Consider the following 17,993-nt stretch of genomic DNA (forward strand, 5'->3'; position numbering starts at 1 on the left):
CGTCACTCACCACTGTTTTCCTCGCACCTACGTCCATGTCCGGTCCGGCGGGCTACCGGACGGTATCGAGCCCCATTAGACCATCGGGGCACGATTCCTCACGTTACGGGCGAGTCGGGCACAGCAAGGTGGGGTGACCCAGGTTGCGGACCACCCCACCTCAGGAGCTGTTCAGTTGTCGCTGGTCAGGAACGTCCCGTCAGCCAGCGGCCGAGCACCGGACCGATGTGATCCACGGCATCTCGCGAGAGCATCTGCCAATGTGTCGCCGGGACCACCTCCGCGACCACCACTCCGCTCACATGGTGGTGCCAGCTCTCAGCGGCCGACGCGCCCCGATCGTCACCTGCGACGAAGATCAGCAGATCACCGTCGAACTCGCTGGGCCGATGTGAGGCCAGCACGTCGTAAGAGTGGCGCACTCCGTCGAACATCTGCTCGATGCGCCGGGGGGTGAGATCCCCCAGTGGTCCAGGTAAAGATGCGGCCAGGTCCGATGCGGCTTCGGGTGTGAGGTCTGCAATCGACATCGACCCGACGGGCGTTCCGTTCATCGGCCGATCGGCGATGCTGTCGCCGAACATGTCACCTACGGTCGGCGTCGGCTCCTGCCCACCCGTCTTCGTCTCGATCTCGGCGTCTGCGGGATAGGTGTCGAGCACGGCGAGAGTCGAGATCTGTTCGCCCTCACGTTGCAGCGCGACGGCGACGGCGTGGGCGAGCACCCCACCCATCGACCATCCCACCAGGTGGTAGGGACCGTGCGGTGCGATGGTGCGGATGCTCCGTACATATTCGTCTGCCCAGGATTCGATGTCTGCAGGCAGGTCGGCGCCCTCCCTCAGTGCGGGCGACTGCAGGCCGTAGACCGGGCGGTTCTCGCCCAGGTGACGGGCAAGACCCGCGAAGCTCCAGGACAGGCCGGTCACGGGATGGAAGCAGAAGACCGGCGTGCCTGTCCCTCCTGTCTTGAACGGAAGTACGGCGTCGAATGGGCCGGTGGCATCTGTGCCGGCGCCGACCGTCTCGGCGTCGACGCGGGCGGCCAGCTGCTCCACTGTGGGATGCAGGAACAGCCACGGCAGCGGTACCTCGGCGAACAGGTACTCGCGCACGCGCGCGACCACTTTCACCGCGCTGAGCGATGTGCCACCGATGTCGAAGAAGTCGTCGTCGAGGCCGACCTTCCCTGGTGTGTCGAGCACGTCTGCGAAGGCAGCGGCGACGGCAGTCTCGGTCGTGGTACGCGGTGCTCGGTATGCGCGCGGGGCCACCTCAGGTTCCGGGAGTGCCTTTCTGTCGACCTTGCCGTTGATGTTCAAGGGCACCGTGTCCAGCGTCACGAAACCCTGCGGAATCATGTAGGACGGCAGTATCCGGGTGAGTTCCGAGCGCATCGCGGGAATATCCAGCTGGTTCCCGGCGGGTACGACGAATGCGACGATGCGGTCGCCGGACTGCGCGGAGGCCCCCGGCTGTACCGACGCGACGGCTTCACGTACCTGGGGCAGCGAACGCAGGGCGACCTCGATCTCACCGAGTTCGATGCGGAATCCCCGAACCTTGACTTGGAAATCCGCACGTTCGAGGTATTCGAGGGTGCCGGAGCCGTTCTCGTAGTGCGGCCGCCACCGCACGATGTCACCCGTTCGGTACAGCCGGGACCCCGGCTCACCGAACGGATTCGCGACAAAACGTTCGGTGGTCAAGCCGGGCCGTCCGAGGTAGCCACGGGCAAGCTGAGTGCCGGCGAGGTACAGCTCGCCCGGCACCCCCGGCGGCACCGGGTGGAGCCGTTCGTCGAGGACGAACACCTGAGTGTTCGATACGGGCTCGCCGATCGGCACAGACGTCGAAGGCAGCTCGAGAACCTCGTGGGCAGTCACCGAGACCGCAGCCTCCGTCGGGCCGTAGAGATTGACCAGTCCGGCGTCGGACCGAGCGAGGGCCCGCTCGGCGGTATCGATCGGCAGCGCTTCGCCGATCGCCAGGACCCGGCGAAGCGTGTCGGGCAACTCACCGCCGGCATCGTCGAGCAGTGCGTCGAGCATCGACGGAACCACGTGCAAGGTAGTGACGTGTTCACGCCGAATCAGATCGTTGAGGTAGGCGGGGTCGCGATGTCCGTCGGGTGCCGCGATCACGAGCCGTGCGCCTGACGTGAGCGCCGACCAGAATTCCCACACCGACAGGTCGAACGTCGCCGCGGTCTTGAGCAGGACCGCATCGGACGGAGTGAGGGCGAAATGTTCACGCTTCCAGACGAGCTGGTTGACGATCGCGCCGTGGGACACCACGACGCCCTTGGGGCGGCCGGTGGAGCCGGAGGTGAAGATGACGTAGGCAGCGTTGTCGGAGCACAGGGGTGCGAGCCGGTCGGAGTTTCGGATCGGCCGGCCGTCGTATGGATCGAGATCGAGACGATCCAGCTCCAGAACGAAGGGGACGGCCGGTAGGGCGATCCGATCCCGAGAGGTCGTGAGAACACCCACCGGGGACGCCGTGTCGAGGATGTACTCGATGCGTTCGGCCGGATGGTCGGGGTCCAGTGGCAGATACGCTCCACCCGCCTCGGCCACCGCGTACATCGCGACGACCAGATCGGTCGAACGTCGCATGGCGAGAGCCACTACTGTCTCCGGTCCGACTCCGCGATCGATGAGAAGCCGCGCCAGCCGGTTCACGCGTGCCGCGAAATCCCCGTAGGTGATCGTGTCGGCTCCCTCGACAAGGGCCACCGCGTCCGGTGTCGCGCGTGCCTGATCGTCGAACAGGTCGGCCAATGTCCGTCCGGGACCGACGGCACGCTGCTCGGCTTCCCATGCCTGCAGCATGGCTTCGAGTTCCTGCGGATCGTGCAGGTCGATGTCGCCGACCGGAACCGATGCCTCGTCGACCACTGCAGCGAGGATGCGCACATAACGGTCGAGCATCCGCTGAACCGACGGACGATCGAACAATTCTGTGGCAAAGCCGAATTCGATACCGAACCCGCCCTGCCCTCCGCCGGCGCCGTGGTCGACGACGGTCACGTGCAGATCGAACCGGACGGACGTCGATGCGGCTTCGAGCTGCTCGACCTTCAGCCCCGGCAGGGCGAGTGAATCGACGGTGAAGTTCTGGTACGAGAATCCGACCTGGAACACGGGATGCTGCGCGGGCGATCGAACGGGATCGAGCACCTCGACGAGTCGTTCGAACGGGATGTCGGCGTTGTCGAATGCGGCGAGATCCGATGTCCGCACCTGGTCGAGCAGTTCGCTGAATGTGTCGCCGAGATCCACCGGTGTGCGGAGCGCGAGCATGTTGACGAACATCCCGACGACATCGTCGAGTTCGGGTACAGATCGCCCGGACACCGGAGTTCCGACCACCACATCGGCAGTGTCGGACAGTCGCGCAAGGAGGATCGCGAGGGCCGCGTGCATGACCATGAACGGAGTCGCACCGCCTCGACGCGCCAGTTCCGAGATCTTCCGGTACATCTCGGGGTCGAGCATGGCACGCACCCGGTCGCCGGCAGAACCGAGGATCGCAGGACGCGGGCGATCAGTGCAGAGCTCCAGGGTTCCGGGGATTCCCTCCAGGGTCTCGGTCCAGAAGGCACGTTGTCTGCCTGCGACAGACCGTGGGTCCTCGTCGGATCCGAGAAGCTCACGCTGCCAGAGGGTGTAGTCCGCGTACTGGACCGGCATCGGGGCCCAGTCCGGCCGAGTGCCGCTGCTGCGTGCGGTATATGCGGAAACGAGGTCGCGCACGAGCGGCGCCAGCGACGAACCGTCGCCGGCGATGTGGTGCATCACCAGGGCGAGGACGTGTTCGCTCGGTCCGGTCGCGAGAATGCGTGCGCGCACGGGAACCTGAGTCGTGACGTCGAATGCTCCGCCTGCGAGTTCGCCGAGCTTCTGTGGAAGGTCCTCCACCTCAACGTCCTCGACCGCCACATCGAATTCCAGAGCGCCCCACTCGAGGATCCGCTGCTCACCGACACCGTCGTTCTCGGGATAGACCGTACGCAGCGTCTCGTGCCTCGCAACGATGTCGGCGAGCGCAGCGCGCATCGCCGCTACGTCGAGATGTCCGGTGAGCCGTACCGCGAGCGGAACGTTGTAGAGCGGAGACTGTGGTTCGAGTCGGTTGAGGAACCACATGCGTTGCTGAGCGTAGGACAGAGGTAGGTGATCGGGACGAGTTCGCGGGGCGAGCAGCGACGGCCCAGCAGACGGCAACACATCCACACGCGCGGCGAGCGACCCCGCCGTCGGAGCATCGAACAATGCGGCGGCGGTGACGGTGGTGCCGAGCACCGAGCGGAGGTGACCCACCACGCGCGTCGCGAGCAGTGAGTTTCCGCCGAGGTCGAAGAAGTCGTCGTCGAGACCGACCTGTGCAACCCCGAGCGCATCCGCGAACACCGCCGCGACCGCGACTTCCGTCGCCGACTGCGGCGCCCTGTACTCGGTGACCATCAGATCGGGCTCGGGAAGCGCCGAGCGGTCGAGCTTGCCGGACGGAGTGAGCGGAATCCGGTCGAGGGGCACTATCACCGAGGGAACCATGTACGTCGGCAGGAGCTCTGCCGCACGCTCGGCGAGTTCACGAACATCGAGCGAGAGGTCGATGCCGTGCACATACGACACCAATCGGGTTTCGCCGGCTGGAGTCGAGTACCCCGACGTCACCGCGAAATCCACTCCCTGCAACGACGACAGCACCGCATCGATCTCACCCAACTCGATACGGAATCCGCGCACCTTCACCTGAAAATCGTTGCGCCCCACATATACGAACCCCGGCCGAGCATCTCGCGGGCCGCGCACCAGGTCCCCGGTCCGGTATGTCCGCGCACCACCCGCCGCCGCTACGAATCGTGATGCCGTCAGTCCAGGACGACCGTGATATCCCCGCGCCATCCCCGGGCCTGACAGATACAACTCACCCGCTACGCCGACCGGAACCGGATTCAACCGCGAATCCAGCACGTGCCCCGCCGAATTGCGGATCGGCGCGCCGATCGTCACGTCCTCGCCCGGCGTCAACGGATCGGAGATGGTGATCGCGACTGTCACCTCGGTCGGGCCGTACGCATTGAAGAACCGGCGACTCCGTGCCCACCGCGCAACAAGATCGGGTGGACACGCCTCCCCTCCTACGACCACACATTCCAGCACGTCCAACCCCGCGGGATCCATCGAGGCCAACGCAGCCGGCGTGACGAACGCGTGGGTGACCCCTTGTCGAACAATAAGCTCCGCCAGTTCGACACCGCCGAACACAGTTGTCGGCGCGACGACCATCGTCGACGATTCACCCACCGCCAACAGCAATTCCAACACCGATGCATCGAAACTCGGAGACGCGAAGTGCAACGTCCGCGCACCCGGACCCACCCCGTAGCGCTCCACTTGCTCAGCACAGAGGTTCGCCAGCCCCGTATGCGACACCACGACGCCCTTGGGCTTACCTGTGGATCCCGAGGTGTAGATGATGTAGGCCGGATGCTCGAGCCGCAACATCCGAACCCGCTCGTCGAACATCACAGGGTCCGACGGCAGTACCGCAAGCGCCGATTCGGTCTCGGACGCGTCGACGACAACCACATCGGCATCGGTCCTCACCGATTCGGCATGAGCCGACAGGGTCAACACGAGAGCGGACGCGGAGTCGGCGAGCATGTATTCGATTCGGTCGGCAGGGTAGGTCGGGTCGACCGGCACGAATGCCGCACCGGTCTTGACTACTGCCCACGTTGCAAGAATCGACTCGAGCGAGCGAGCCATCAGGATCGCAACGCGGTCTTCCGGCCCGACACCGCGACCGAGCAGCAACCGCGCCAATGTCGACGATGCGGCATCGAGCTCGCGATACGTGAGGACCTTGCCGTCGGACACAATTGCGGGCGCGTCGGGATCACGCTCCACTGCCGCGGCGAGCAGATGGGGTAGCAGGGGAATGGGGGCATGGCGCCTGGTTCGCCCGGAACGACCGTTCCGGCGGATCACCTCACGTCCCGTACTGCTCGTATGTATATCCCCGGACTCGATGACCTCGATCGCCATACCACTCCCCGTTTCACATCGGGGCGGAATGCGGTCGTGGGCAGCACGTTCGGCGATACCCGCGGGCCGAGTGCTGTTGCGTGAACGAGGCCCCCGACAAACCCAGTCACGCACACCGACCGGTTTCGAGTCTTACATGAGAACACCGTCGTTTCCAGTTGAATGACAATTGAACTATTCGATTTCGGCTGAAACAGTGAACAATTCGGACATTTCGTGAATAGCGGTCCAGGCTCCCACGAGCGGACCGAGCACTTTGCACGCATGGGATCCCGTCAGTTCCCAGTGGGACACCTCGACCTCACGGCGGTGCACCTCACCCACCACGAAGGGGGTCCAGTCGAGGCGGGAATGATCCGCTCCCGGTTCCGATCCCCGCGCTGCCACGAAGAGGAGGTCGCCGGCGAACCGTCCGGGCCGATGATGCGCGAGAAGGTCGAACGAACATCCGATTCCGTCGAGGAAATCGATCGTCGCGAGCCCCCCGACCGCGCCCTCATCCAGCTCCCGTGTGATTTCCGCCACCAATCTGTCCGTGTTACCCAGACCTGCACAGACACCGCCCTGCAATGCGGCGAGGGCAACCTGCTCCGCGTCGACGGGGGGATCCGACGGGGCAGGAACCTGCGTGTCGAGCAGTGTCAGCGATGCCACCGTTCCCCCGTCGCGCTGCAGCTGTACGGCCATTTCGTGGGCAATCACCCCGCCCATCGACCAACCCGCGAGGTGGTAGCGCCCGTGGGGCTGGAGACGGCGGATCTCGGACACGTAGAGTCCGGCCCACTCTTCGATCGATCCGGGCATTACGCCGCTACCGGACAATGCGGGAGATTGGAGCCCGTAGACAGGCCGTCCTTTCTCGACGTAGGTCGCCAATTCCGCGAAGCTCCACGCGAGCCCGACCACCGGGTGCACGAAGAAGACCGCTTCGAGCTCTGGATCTCCGGCACGGAGCGGGATGACCATGTCGAATGCACCATCGGTGACGGGCTCATCCGAGCCGACCAGTGTTTCGATTCGGGCAGCCAACTCCTCCACCGACCCCACCTCGAACACCACCGACACCGGCACCCGCACACCCACCACCGACGACAACCGCGCCACCACACGAGTCGCCGCCAACGAATTCCCACCCAAATCCACAAACGAATCATCCAAACCGACCCGCCCCAGACCCAACACCGACGCCACCACCGACGCCACCGACTCCTCCACCACCGACCGCGGCGCCCGAAACTCCCGCACCGCAAACACCGGCTCCGGCAACGCCCCCCGATCCACCTTCCCCACCGGAGTCAACGGCACCTCATCAAGCACCACCACCAACGCCGGCACCATATACCCCGGCAACACCCCCGCCACCCGCTCACGCACCACACCCGACTCGAGCACCACACCCGACTCCGCCACCACATACGACACCAACGCCGACTCACCCGACGCCAACACCGACCCCACCGTCACCGCAAAACCCACCCCCGGCAACGACGACAACACCGCATCGATCTCCCCCAACTCGATACGAAACCCCCGCACCTTCACCTGAAAATCGCTACGCCCCACATACTCCAACACCCCATCACCACCCCGACGCACCAGATCCCCCGTCCGATACATCCGCCCACCCGACAACGAAAACGGATCCGCCACAAAACGAGACGACGTCAACCCCACACGACCGTGATACCCCCGCGCCACCTGCGCCCCCGCCACATACAACTCCCCCACCACACCCTCAGGCACCGGACGCAACCGCTCATCCAGCACAAAACACCCCACCCCCGCAATCGCCGACCCGATCGACACCACCGAACCCGGCACCAACTCCGACGAACTCGTCGCCAAAATCGTCGTCTCCGTCGGACCATACGCATTGAAAAAACGCCGCACACCCGGAACAGACCACCGCCGCACCAACTCCGGCGTAAACGCCTCCCCCGCCACCACCACAGTCGACAACGAATCCAACCCCACCGGATCCATCGACCCCAACGCACCCGGCGTCATGAACACATGCGACACCCGCTCCGCCGCAATCAACTCCGCCAACTCCGGCCCACCACCGACACCCGCCGGAGCCACCACCACCGACGCCCCCGCCGAAAACCCCACCAACAACTCCAACAACGACACATCGAAACTCGGCGAACACACATGCAACACCCGAGACGACCCATCCACCCCGAAATGCTCACGCTCAGCCGAAATCAACGGCGCCACACCAGCATGCGACACCACCACACCCTTAGGCCGCCCCGTCGACCCCGACGTATAAATCATCCACGCCGCATCAACAAGCTCCACCGACCGCACCCGATCCGCATACGACACCGGACGCGACGACAACCCCGCCACCTCCGACACCACACCCGCATCATCGAACACCACCACCGGCACCGCAGGCGGACACGACACCGACACCACATCCACCACCGACGACACCGTCACCACCAACACAGCACCCGAATCGGACACCAGGGACTGCTGCACGGATAGGTGACATCTGAACTGTGGTGCCGTGAGGCACTGCTGGAAGGATGGACCCCGTGCCCAAGCCCTATCCGAAAGAGTTCCGCGACGACGTCGTCCGCGTGGCCCGCAACCGCGAACCAGGTCAGCACCTGCGGCAGATCGCCGCCGACTTCGGCATCAGCGAATCCTGCCTGACCAACTGGCTCAGGAATGCCGACGTCGAGGACGGCACCAAGCCAGGGACGACGAACGAGGAGTCCAGAGAGAACCGCGAGCTGAGAAAGCGGATCCGGTTGCTTGAGCAGGAGAACGAAGTGCTGCGGCGGGCCGCGGCGTATCTATCACAGGCGAATCTTCCGGGAAAATGATGTACCCGCTCGTCCGCGAGCTGGCCGCCGGCGGGATTCCCGTCGCGGTGACGTGCCGGGTTCTGGGGATCGCGCGCCAGCCGTACTACCGGTGGCTCGCCGACCCGGTCACCGACGCCGAACTCGAGGAGGCGTACCGGGCGAACGCCCTGTTCGACGCCCACCGCGAGGACCCGGAGTTCGGCTACCGGTTCCTCGCCGACGAAGCCCGCGATGCGGGCGAGTCGATGTCGGACCGCACGGCGTGGCGGATCTGTTCGACCAACAGGTGGTGGAGTGTGTTCGGCAAGAAACGTGGCTCGAAGAAGGGCCGCTCCGGGCCGCCGGTGCACGATGATCTCGTCGGCCGCGTCTTCACCGCGGATGCTCCAAACACTTTGTGGCTCACCGATATCACCGAACACAGAACCGAGGAAGGCAAGCTCTACCTGTGTGCGGTCAAGGACGTGTACTCGAACCGGATCGTCGGCTACTCGATCAGCGATCGGATGAAATCCCGTCTGGCTGTCACGGCCCTCGAATCGGCAGTGGCACGGCGGGACTCGGTTGCCGGATGTGTGGTTCATTCCGACCGTGGATCGCAATTTCGCAGCCGGAAATTTGTCCGCGCCCTCGCCCGCCACGACCTGGTCGGATCGATGGGTCGGGTGGGTGCGGCCGGCGACAATGCCGCGATGGAATCGTTCTTTGCGCTGCTCCAGAAGAACGTCCTCGACCGGCAGAGATGGGCCACACGCGAGCAGTTGCGCATCGCGATCGTGACTTGGATCGAGCGGACCTATCACCGCCGGCGACGTCAGCTCCGGCTCGGCAGATTGACGCCTGTCGAGTTCGAGACCATCATGACCACACCAGCCACACAGGCTGCGTGACCGAATCTGTCACCGGATCGTGCAGCAGTCCCCCATGAACTCGACACGCTCAGCCGGATACCCCGGATCCACCGGCACAAAAGTCGCCCCCGACTTCACCACCGCCCACAACACCACCACCGACTCGAGCGAACGCGGCACCGCCACCACCACCGCATCCCCCGGACCCACACCCCGAGAAATCAACCACCGAGCCCACCGCGACGACACCTCATCGAGCTCCCGATACGACAACGACCGCCCACCAGCAACCACCGCCACCGCATCACCACACGACTCCACCGCCGACACCAACAACTGCGGCAACACCACACCCCGACCACGCCCACCACGACGTTGTTTCGAAGGATTCTTCCGTCCGGCCCGTGTGCTCCGGCCGCTATGCCGCAGTTCATCCGCTTCGGCCTGCCCAACCGAACGCGTCCCCCGGTCAGCGCTCACCACGAAATCGACTCCTTCCGATCGAACAACCCCGACGCTGCCCGACCGGAAGTAAAGTTACCGAACAGTTACCTTTCGTGCAGTACCCAGGGATCGGCCAGGGTGGCACTCTTGCCTGCCAGGGAGCCTGAAACGCCACCGTTCGCCCCGGCGTGTCGATCGGTGATGATCACAACCTCGAGGTCCTCGGACTCGGACAATGCGGATACCTCAGCGGCCGGAACGAAAGCGTGGCTGATCCACTCTTCGAGAGCGAGTTCGCCGAGATCGTCATCGCGACCTGGAACGACGACCACTGCACCGGCAATTGCCGCGGCCAACACGGCGAAGACCGTCCATCGATCGGCATCCGCGCCGCCAGTGAGGATGCGCGAATCGTAGGTCAGGGCCAGCTGATCTTGCCCCCGACGCAACGCGGCAACTCCTTCACCGTGGCTGAGACACACATCACCGAAGCACAATGCCCGGTCACCGGGACCGAGCACCTCGGGGCGATCGGTGTAGGCGAGTGAACGGCCGGACAGGTCCGCCACTGCCGCATCGACCGCAGGGTCGTCGATCGAGATCCACGCCGTCTCGGCAGCAACCGTCGACTCCGTGAACTCGGCGACCCGGTCACTCGTGGTCAGTCCCCAGCGGGCGGGCACCTCCCGGTCGACCGACACGGCGGCACCCGATTTCGCCACCGCCCACAGTGCGACCACCAGATCGACACCGACCGGAAGGTCCACGGTCACGACATCGGCCGAGGTCGCTCCGCGGGAGATCAGGTACCTCGCCCACTGCGATGAGCGCATCTCGATCTCCCCGAAACTCGACTCCGCGTCGCCGAACACGACGGCCGGAGCATCCGGATCCGATTCGACGGCAACCTGGAGTTCCTGCGCAAGTGTGCGATCCACACTCATCGGCGTCGTCGCCGGCACAGACGGCGCGACACTCGTAGCGACCGAACGTTCACTGTCCGTACGGATGTCGATGTCGCCGACCACCGTGGCGGGGTCGGCCGCTACCGTATCCAGGAGCATCACGAACCTCTCCGCGAGGGTCTCGATCGTGTCCGGGTCGAACAGGTCGGTCGCGTACGTGAACGCGAGTGCCATCCCTCCGGCCCCACCGTCGGCGCCGTCCTCGGGTTCCGCGGTCACCTGCAGGTCGAACTTCGCTGCCAGCTCGCCACCGTCGACAGCTTCGACCGTCAGCCCAGGAAGCTCGAGGCGTGCCGGTTCGATGTTCTGGAACGACAACACCGTCTGGAACACGGGATGCCGCGCCGCCGATCGTGCTGAGACAACCTCATCGACGATTCGCTCGAACGGCACGTCGGCGTTCGCGAACGCCTCGAGGTCCACAGCGCGGGCCGCGTCGAGGACCGAACCGAAGGTGGCGGAAGGGTCGATGTCGGTGCGCAACGCCAGCGTATTGACGAACATGCCGACGACATCGTCGAGCGCGCGAGCACCGCGCCCGGCCACGGGAGTGCCGACGACGATGTCGCGCGAGTTGCTCAACCGCGACAACAACACAGCAAGAGCGGAGTGCACGACCATGAACAGCGTGGACCGGTGCGCCGCACCGAGCTCGTCGAGACGACCGCGGGTCTCTGCAGTCACCCGGGTGATATGAGTGGCGCCACGCAGGCTCGGAGTTGCCGGACGCGGCCGATCGGTGGGCATGTCGAGCAGGTCGGGAACCCCGGCGAGATTCGCACGCCAGTACGCGAGCTGAACGCCAGCAGGCGAGTGTGGGTCCTCGGCGTCACCGAATACTTCCTGCTGCCACAGAGCGAAGTCCGCGTACTGGATCTCGAGAGGGCCGGCAGCGGGAGCCTCCCCCGCGAGGCGAGCCACATACGCCGACATCAGATCGCGGGCGAGCGGCGGCAGGGACGCGCCGTCGGCCGAGATGTGATGAACCACGAGTGCAAGGACGTGGTCGTCGGAGCCGATGCTCACGAGACGACCGCGGACAGGCACCTCGGTGGCCACGTCGAATCCCTGCGAGACCACCTCGACAACGGACGCGACGGCCTCTGCCTCCGAGTCCACGGCGACCGTCTCGAAGGCATCCACCGTGTCGGCGTCCAGAATCCTCTGGTGCGGCCCCTGCTCGTCCTGTGGATATACGGTGCGCAGCGACTCGTGGCGCTCGACGATGTCGTGTACCGCGGCAGCCAGTGCCGCGGTGTCGAGGTCGCCGCGCAACCGGATGGCGAGCGGAATGTTGTATGTCGCCGACCCCGGATCCAGCTGGTTCAGCACCCACATGCGCTGCTGCGCCAGCGACAACGGGATGCGGTCCGGCCGGACCCCGGCAACCAGGTCGGGGAGCGTCCGGCCACCCTGCCCGGAGTCGGCCCGCGCTGCCAGACCTGCAACGGTGGGGTCCTCGAACAATTCACGGATCGCCAGGTTCGAACCCAGTGCCTCGTTGATCCGCGCGATCACCCGTGTCGCGATGAGCGAGTTGCCGCCCAGATCGAAGAACGAGTCGTCCGCTCCGACCTTGTCGACGTCGAGAACCTGCGACAGGATCTGTGCCACTGCGCGTTCGGACTCGGTCGCCGGTTCCCGGTAATCGTCGCCGAGAACATCGATCCGCGGCGCGGGGAGAGCCCGGCGGTCGAGTTTTCCGTTGACCGTCAGGGGCAGTTCGTCGAGCACGGTCACAATGTCGGGCACCATGTAGCCGGTCAGGAACTCCGACACCCGGGCGCGCACATCTGCCGAGACCACGGTCTCACCGGCTCGGGGCACGACGTAGCCTACGAGTCGTTCGCCGAGACCATCGTCGCGAACCATCGCAACGGCGTGGGCAACACCCGATGCCTGCAGCAGAGCCGCCTCGATCTCGCCGAGTTCGATGCGGAAACCACGCAACTGCACCTGGGAGTCACTGCGGCCTGCGTATTCGAGGACTCCGGCCGAGTTCCAGCGAGCGATATCCCCGGTGCGGTACAGCCTGCCCCGGCCGAACGGATCTGCGACGAACCGCACTGCCGTCAGGTCAGGGCGTCCAAGATACCCGCGCGACAACTGGTCGCCGGACACATAGACCTCACCGGGCACACCCTGGGGTACCGGCTGCAACCGTCGATCGAGCACGCGCACCGCGAGTCCGGGCAGGGATCGCCCGATCGCGCTTGCCGCCCCGGCCTGCGCATGGGTGCGCTCGACAGGGTGGAAGGAGACGTGCACTGTCGTCTCCGTGATGCCGTACATGTTTATCAGACGGGGCGTGACGGGATGCCGGTCGAACCAGCCGTCGAGGCGTCCCGGATCGAGCGCCTCGCCGCCGAACACCACGTACCGCAGTCTCGAAGGTGCGGCCTCGACCTCACTCGAGGCGAGGGCACGGTCCGCCTCGTCGAACTGGTAGAAAGCAGATGGCGTCTGGTTGAGGACGGTTACGCCTTCGGTGCGCACGAGACCTGCGAACAGCTCCGGCGACCGCGAGGTCGGGTAGTCGACGACGACGAGCCTGCCACCGTGGAGTAGTGGCCCCCACAATTCCCACACCGAGAAGTCGAATGCGTACGAATGGAACAGGGTCCACACGTCGTCCGATCCGAAACCGAACAACGGGTCCGCATTCTCGAAAAGAGTGAGAACGTTGCGGTGAGTGACACCGACACCTTTCGGACGACCCGTGGAGCCCGAGGTGTAGATGACGTAGGCGAGATCGTCGGGTCGCAGCGGTGCCCGACGGTCCGCATCGGTGAGCGGGTCTGCCGCGAATTCTTCAGCGGTGTCCGCACTGTCGGTGCAAAGGATGTCGATCCCGCTATTCCACAGCACACTGGCACCGTCGTCACGCCCGATCACGTCCGAGGTGACGATCGCCCGGGGGCGCGCATCGTCGAGCATGTACCGGATGCGGTCCTGCGGATAGGTCGGATCGACCGGCAGGTAGGCGCCGCCCGACTCGATCACGGCGATGAGCGCGACAACGAGGTCGATCGAGCGTGGCAAGGCCACCGCCACGAGCGCCCCGGGGCCGACACCGGCGGCGACGAGCCGACGTGCCATCCGGTTGGCCCGAGCCGAGAGTTCGGCGTAGTCGATGGTAGTGCCGCCGAAGGTGACGGCAGGCGCGGAGCCGTGACCGAGCACAGATTCCGACAGACGACCGGTGAGTGTGGCCGGAGTTCGCGCCGGAGAACCGGCGCCGAGTGAACTCCAGGTGGTCAGAATCCGTTCACGCTCGCTCTCGTCGAGGAGCGGCAGATCCGCAATGGCGGTCCGCTCGTCGGAGACCACCGCGCCGAGGATACGGACGAACCTCCCCGCGAGGCTCTCCACCGTGGTGGTGTCGAACAGTTCCGTCGCGTAATTGAATTCGACGGCGAAACCACCGGGTTCACCATCCACCCCAACAGTGTCGGCGACGGTGATCTGGAGGTCGAATTTTGCTGTCGCCGTGTCGAACTCGACGCCAGATATATTCAACCCGGGCAGCTCGAGGTTCGACACCGGCATATTCTGGAACGTCAGCATCACCTGGAACAGCGGGTGACGGGCCTGCGAGCGCGGCGGGTCGAGCACCTCTACAAGACGTTCGAACGGCACGTCCGCATGTACGAATGCATCCAGATCCGCGACCCGCACCCGAGCAAGCAACTCTTCGAACGATCCCCCACCGTCGACCTCGGTACGCAGTACGAGCGTGTTGACGAACATGCCGATCACATCGTCGAGGGCAGCCTCCCCACGCCCGGCCACAGGCGTGCCGATCGCGATGTCCTCGGTACCGCTCATCCGCGCGAGGAGCACTGCGAGCGCAGCGTGGACAACCATGAATTCCGTTGCGCCACTGCGGCGTGCCAGATCAGCGATACCCGCGCGCACGTCGCGGTCGAGGTCTACACGCAGCGAGGCACCGCGGTTGCTCGCCACTGCGGGTCGCGGGCGGTCGACGGGAAGCGGAAGCTCTTCCGGCAGTTCGGCGAGGGCGTGTCGCCAGAACTCCACCTGCTGGGACAGCAGAGACTCAGGGTCGGACTCGTCGCCGAGCACCTCACGCTGCCACAGTGTGTAGTCCGCGTACTGCACTTCGAGTGGAGTCCACGAGGGCGCATTCCCACCGACTCGGGCGTCATAGGCGGTCACCACGTCACGCACGAGTGGGCCGATCGAGTAGCCGTCGGCGGAGATGTGGTGGACGACCACAACCAGCACGTGCTCGCGCTCCGACACCTCGAGCAGACGCACTCGAAGTGGAACCTCACGAGTGACATCGAACCCGGCGGTCACGATCTCCGCGATGCGATCGGGGACCTCGTCTGCAGACAGCGGTTCCGGTGACACAGCGAGCCGGGCATCCGATGCCGGGAGTACCTGCTGGTATCCGATGCCGTCGATCTCCGGATAGACGGTGCGCAGCGATTCGTGCCGGGCAACGACGTCATCCATTGCTGAGCGCAATGCCGCACGATCCAGATCTCCGGAGAGCCTGATAGCCATCGGGATGTTGTCGACGAACGACTCCGGGTGCAGGCGGTTGAGGAACCACATCCGCTGCTGGGCCGACGACAACGGAACACGTTCGGGACGCTCACGGGCCGCCAACAGCACCGAGTCGCTTCCGGACACCAGTGTTTCGATCCGGGCAGCCAACTCCTCCACCGACCCCACCTCGAACACCACCGACACCGGCACCCGCACACCCACCACCGACGACAACCGCGCCACCACACGAGTCGCCGCCAACGAATTCCCACCCAAATCCACAAACGAATCATCCAAACCGACCCGCCCCAGACCCAACACCGACGCCACCACCGACGCCACCGACTCCTCCACCACCGACCGCGGCGCCCGAAACTCCCGCACCGCAAACACCGGCTCCGGCAACGCCCCCCGATCCACCTTCCCCACCGGAGTCAACGGCACCTCATCAAGCACCACCACCAACGCCGGCACCATATACCCCGGCAACACCCCCGCCACCCGCTCACGCACCACACCCGACTCGAGCACCACACCCGACTCCGCCACCACATACGACACCAACGCCGACTCACCCGACGCCAACACCGACCCCACCGTCACCGCAAAACCCACCCCCGGCAACGACGACAACACCGCATCGATCTCCCCCAACTCGATACGAAACCCCCGCACCTTCACCTGAAAATCGCTACGCCCCACATACTCCAACACCCCATCACCACCCCGACGCACCAGATCCCCCGTCCGATACATCCGCCCACCCGACAACGAAAACGGATCCGCCACAAAACGAGACGACGTCAACCCCACACGACCGTGATACCCCCGCGCCACCTGCGCCCCCGCCACATACAACTCCCCCACCACACCCTCAGGCACCGGACGCAACCGCTCATCCAGCACAAAACACCCCACCCCCGCAATCGCCGACCCGATCGACACCACCGAACCCGGCACCAACTCCGACGAACTCGTCGCCAAAATCGTCGTCTCCGTCGGACCATACGCATTGAAAAAACGCCGCACACCCGGAACAGACCACCGCCGCACCAACTCCGGCGTAAACGCCTCCCCCGCCACCACCACAGTCGACAACGAATCCAACCCCACCGGATCCATCGACCCCAACGCACCCGGCGTCATGAACACATGCGACACCCGCTCCGCCGCAATCAACTCCGCCAACTCCGGCCCACCACCGACACCCGCCGGAGCCACCACCACCGACGCCCCCGCCGAAAACCCCACCAACAACTCCAACAACGACACATCGAAACTCGGCGAACACACATGCAACACCCGAGACGACCCATCCACCCCGAAATGCTCACGCTCAGCCGAAATCAACGGCGCCACACCAGCATGCGACACCACCACACCCTTAGGCCGCCCCGTCGACCCCGACGTATAAATCATCCACGCCGCATCAACAAGCTCCACCGACCGCACCCGATCCGCATACGACACCGGACGCGACGACAACCCCGCCACCTCCGACACCACACCCGCATCATCGAACACCACCACCGGCACCGCAGGCGGACACGACACCGACACCACATCCACCACCGACGACACCGTCACCACCAACACAGCACCCGAATCGGACACCATGAACTCGACACGCTCAGCCGGATACCCCGGATCCACCGGCACAAAAGTCGCCCCCGACTTCACCACCGCCCACAACACCACCACCGACTCGAGCGAACGCGGCACCGCCACCACCACCGCATCCCCCGGACCCACACCCCGAGAAATCAACCACCGAGCCCACCGCGACGACACCTCATCGAGCTCCCGATACGACAACGACCGCCCACCAGCAACCACCGCCACCGCATCACCACACGACTCCACCGCCGACACCAACAACTGCGGCAACACCACACCCCGACCACGCCCACCACGACGTTCACCGCGGGCAGGACGCTCCGCGCGGGCAGGCCGGGGTGCCCGAGGTGCCCGAGGGGCACGGGCACCGCTGCGATCGACAGTGCCGCCGCGTACACCGTCGGCCGGATGCTCGGTGCTCGATTCGGGTACCGCCGGCTGTGGCTCGTTCGACTGCGGGGCATTCATCGGAGTAACCCCATCCGAGCCGCCGTCGTGTCGTGAACGCATGTAAAAGCCCACACCCTTCGCTTTCGGTACCTCAAAGCTCGCCTGATGCGAACCGAGCCAGCATAGTCATCCGTACCGGCGAGCTTTCCTTACCCGTTAGTAACCTCTTGGTTAGATCTCTCCGGGCAGCTTCGACGTTACCGTCGGCCGAACTCGACACCTGCAGACGAACGACCGTGGGGCCGCCTCTCGGCGACCCCACGCGCA

General features: G+C 65.3%; 4 protein-coding genes and 1 pseudogene. 1 reads left to right on the forward strand and 4 read right to left on the reverse strand.

The window, feature by feature from the left end:
- Positions 1-185 precede the first annotated feature (185 nt).
- Both ACSYG9_RS01855 and ACSYG9_RS01860 read right to left on the reverse strand, forming a co-directional pair.
- Positions 186-6,059 (reverse strand): amino acid adenylation domain-containing protein, encoded by a 5,874-nt coding sequence (locus ACSYG9_RS01855; RefSeq protein WP_454840941.1) that lies wholly within the window; start codon positions 6,057-6,059, stop codon positions 186-188.
- Positions 6,060-6,233: 174 nt separating this feature from the next.
- Complete coding sequence (locus ACSYG9_RS01860) at positions 6,234-8,549, reverse strand: AMP-binding protein (RefSeq protein WP_454840943.1); 2,316 nt, start codon at positions 8,547-8,549, stop codon at positions 6,234-6,236.
- A gap of 56 nt (positions 8,550-8,605) precedes the next feature.
- On the opposite strand from ACSYG9_RS01860, the gene ACSYG9_RS01865 reads away from it, so the two are divergent.
- A protein-coding gene (locus tag ACSYG9_RS01865) for an IS3 family transposase (protein WP_112320133.1) occupies positions 8,606-9,771 on the forward strand; the annotation gives its coding sequence in 2 pieces (ribosomal slippage) (positions 8,606-8,878 and positions 8,881-9,771; 1,164 coding nt in all).
- Between the two features lie 33 nt (positions 9,772-9,804).
- On the opposite strand, the pseudogene ACSYG9_RS01870 reads toward ACSYG9_RS01865, so the two are convergent.
- Together ACSYG9_RS01870 and ACSYG9_RS01875 are read right to left on the reverse strand one after the other, a co-directional pair.
- Positions 9,805-10,215 (reverse strand): annotated as a pseudogene (locus tag ACSYG9_RS01870) (AMP-binding protein); the annotation flags it as partial.
- A 65-nt stretch (positions 10,216-10,280) separates the two neighbouring features.
- Positions 10,281-17,744 carry an amino acid adenylation domain-containing protein gene (locus tag ACSYG9_RS01875; protein ID WP_454840944.1) on the reverse strand — a complete coding sequence of 2,488 codons (7,464 nt, stop codon included), beginning with the start codon at positions 17,742-17,744 and terminating at the stop codon, positions 10,281-10,283.
- Positions 17,745-17,993 lie beyond the last annotated feature (249 nt).

The sequence above is a fragment of the Rhodococcus sp. SJ-2 genome (assembly GCF_053750035.1).

Coding starts and splice junctions, on each gene's coding strand:
- ACSYG9_RS01855 (WP_454840941.1), bottom strand. CDS start 6,059: ATGGCGATCGAGGTCATCGAGTCCGGGGATATACATACGAGCAGTACG.
- ACSYG9_RS01875 (WP_454840944.1), bottom strand. CDS start 17,744: ATGAATGCCCCGCAGTCGAACGAGCCACAGCCGGCGGTACCCGAATCG.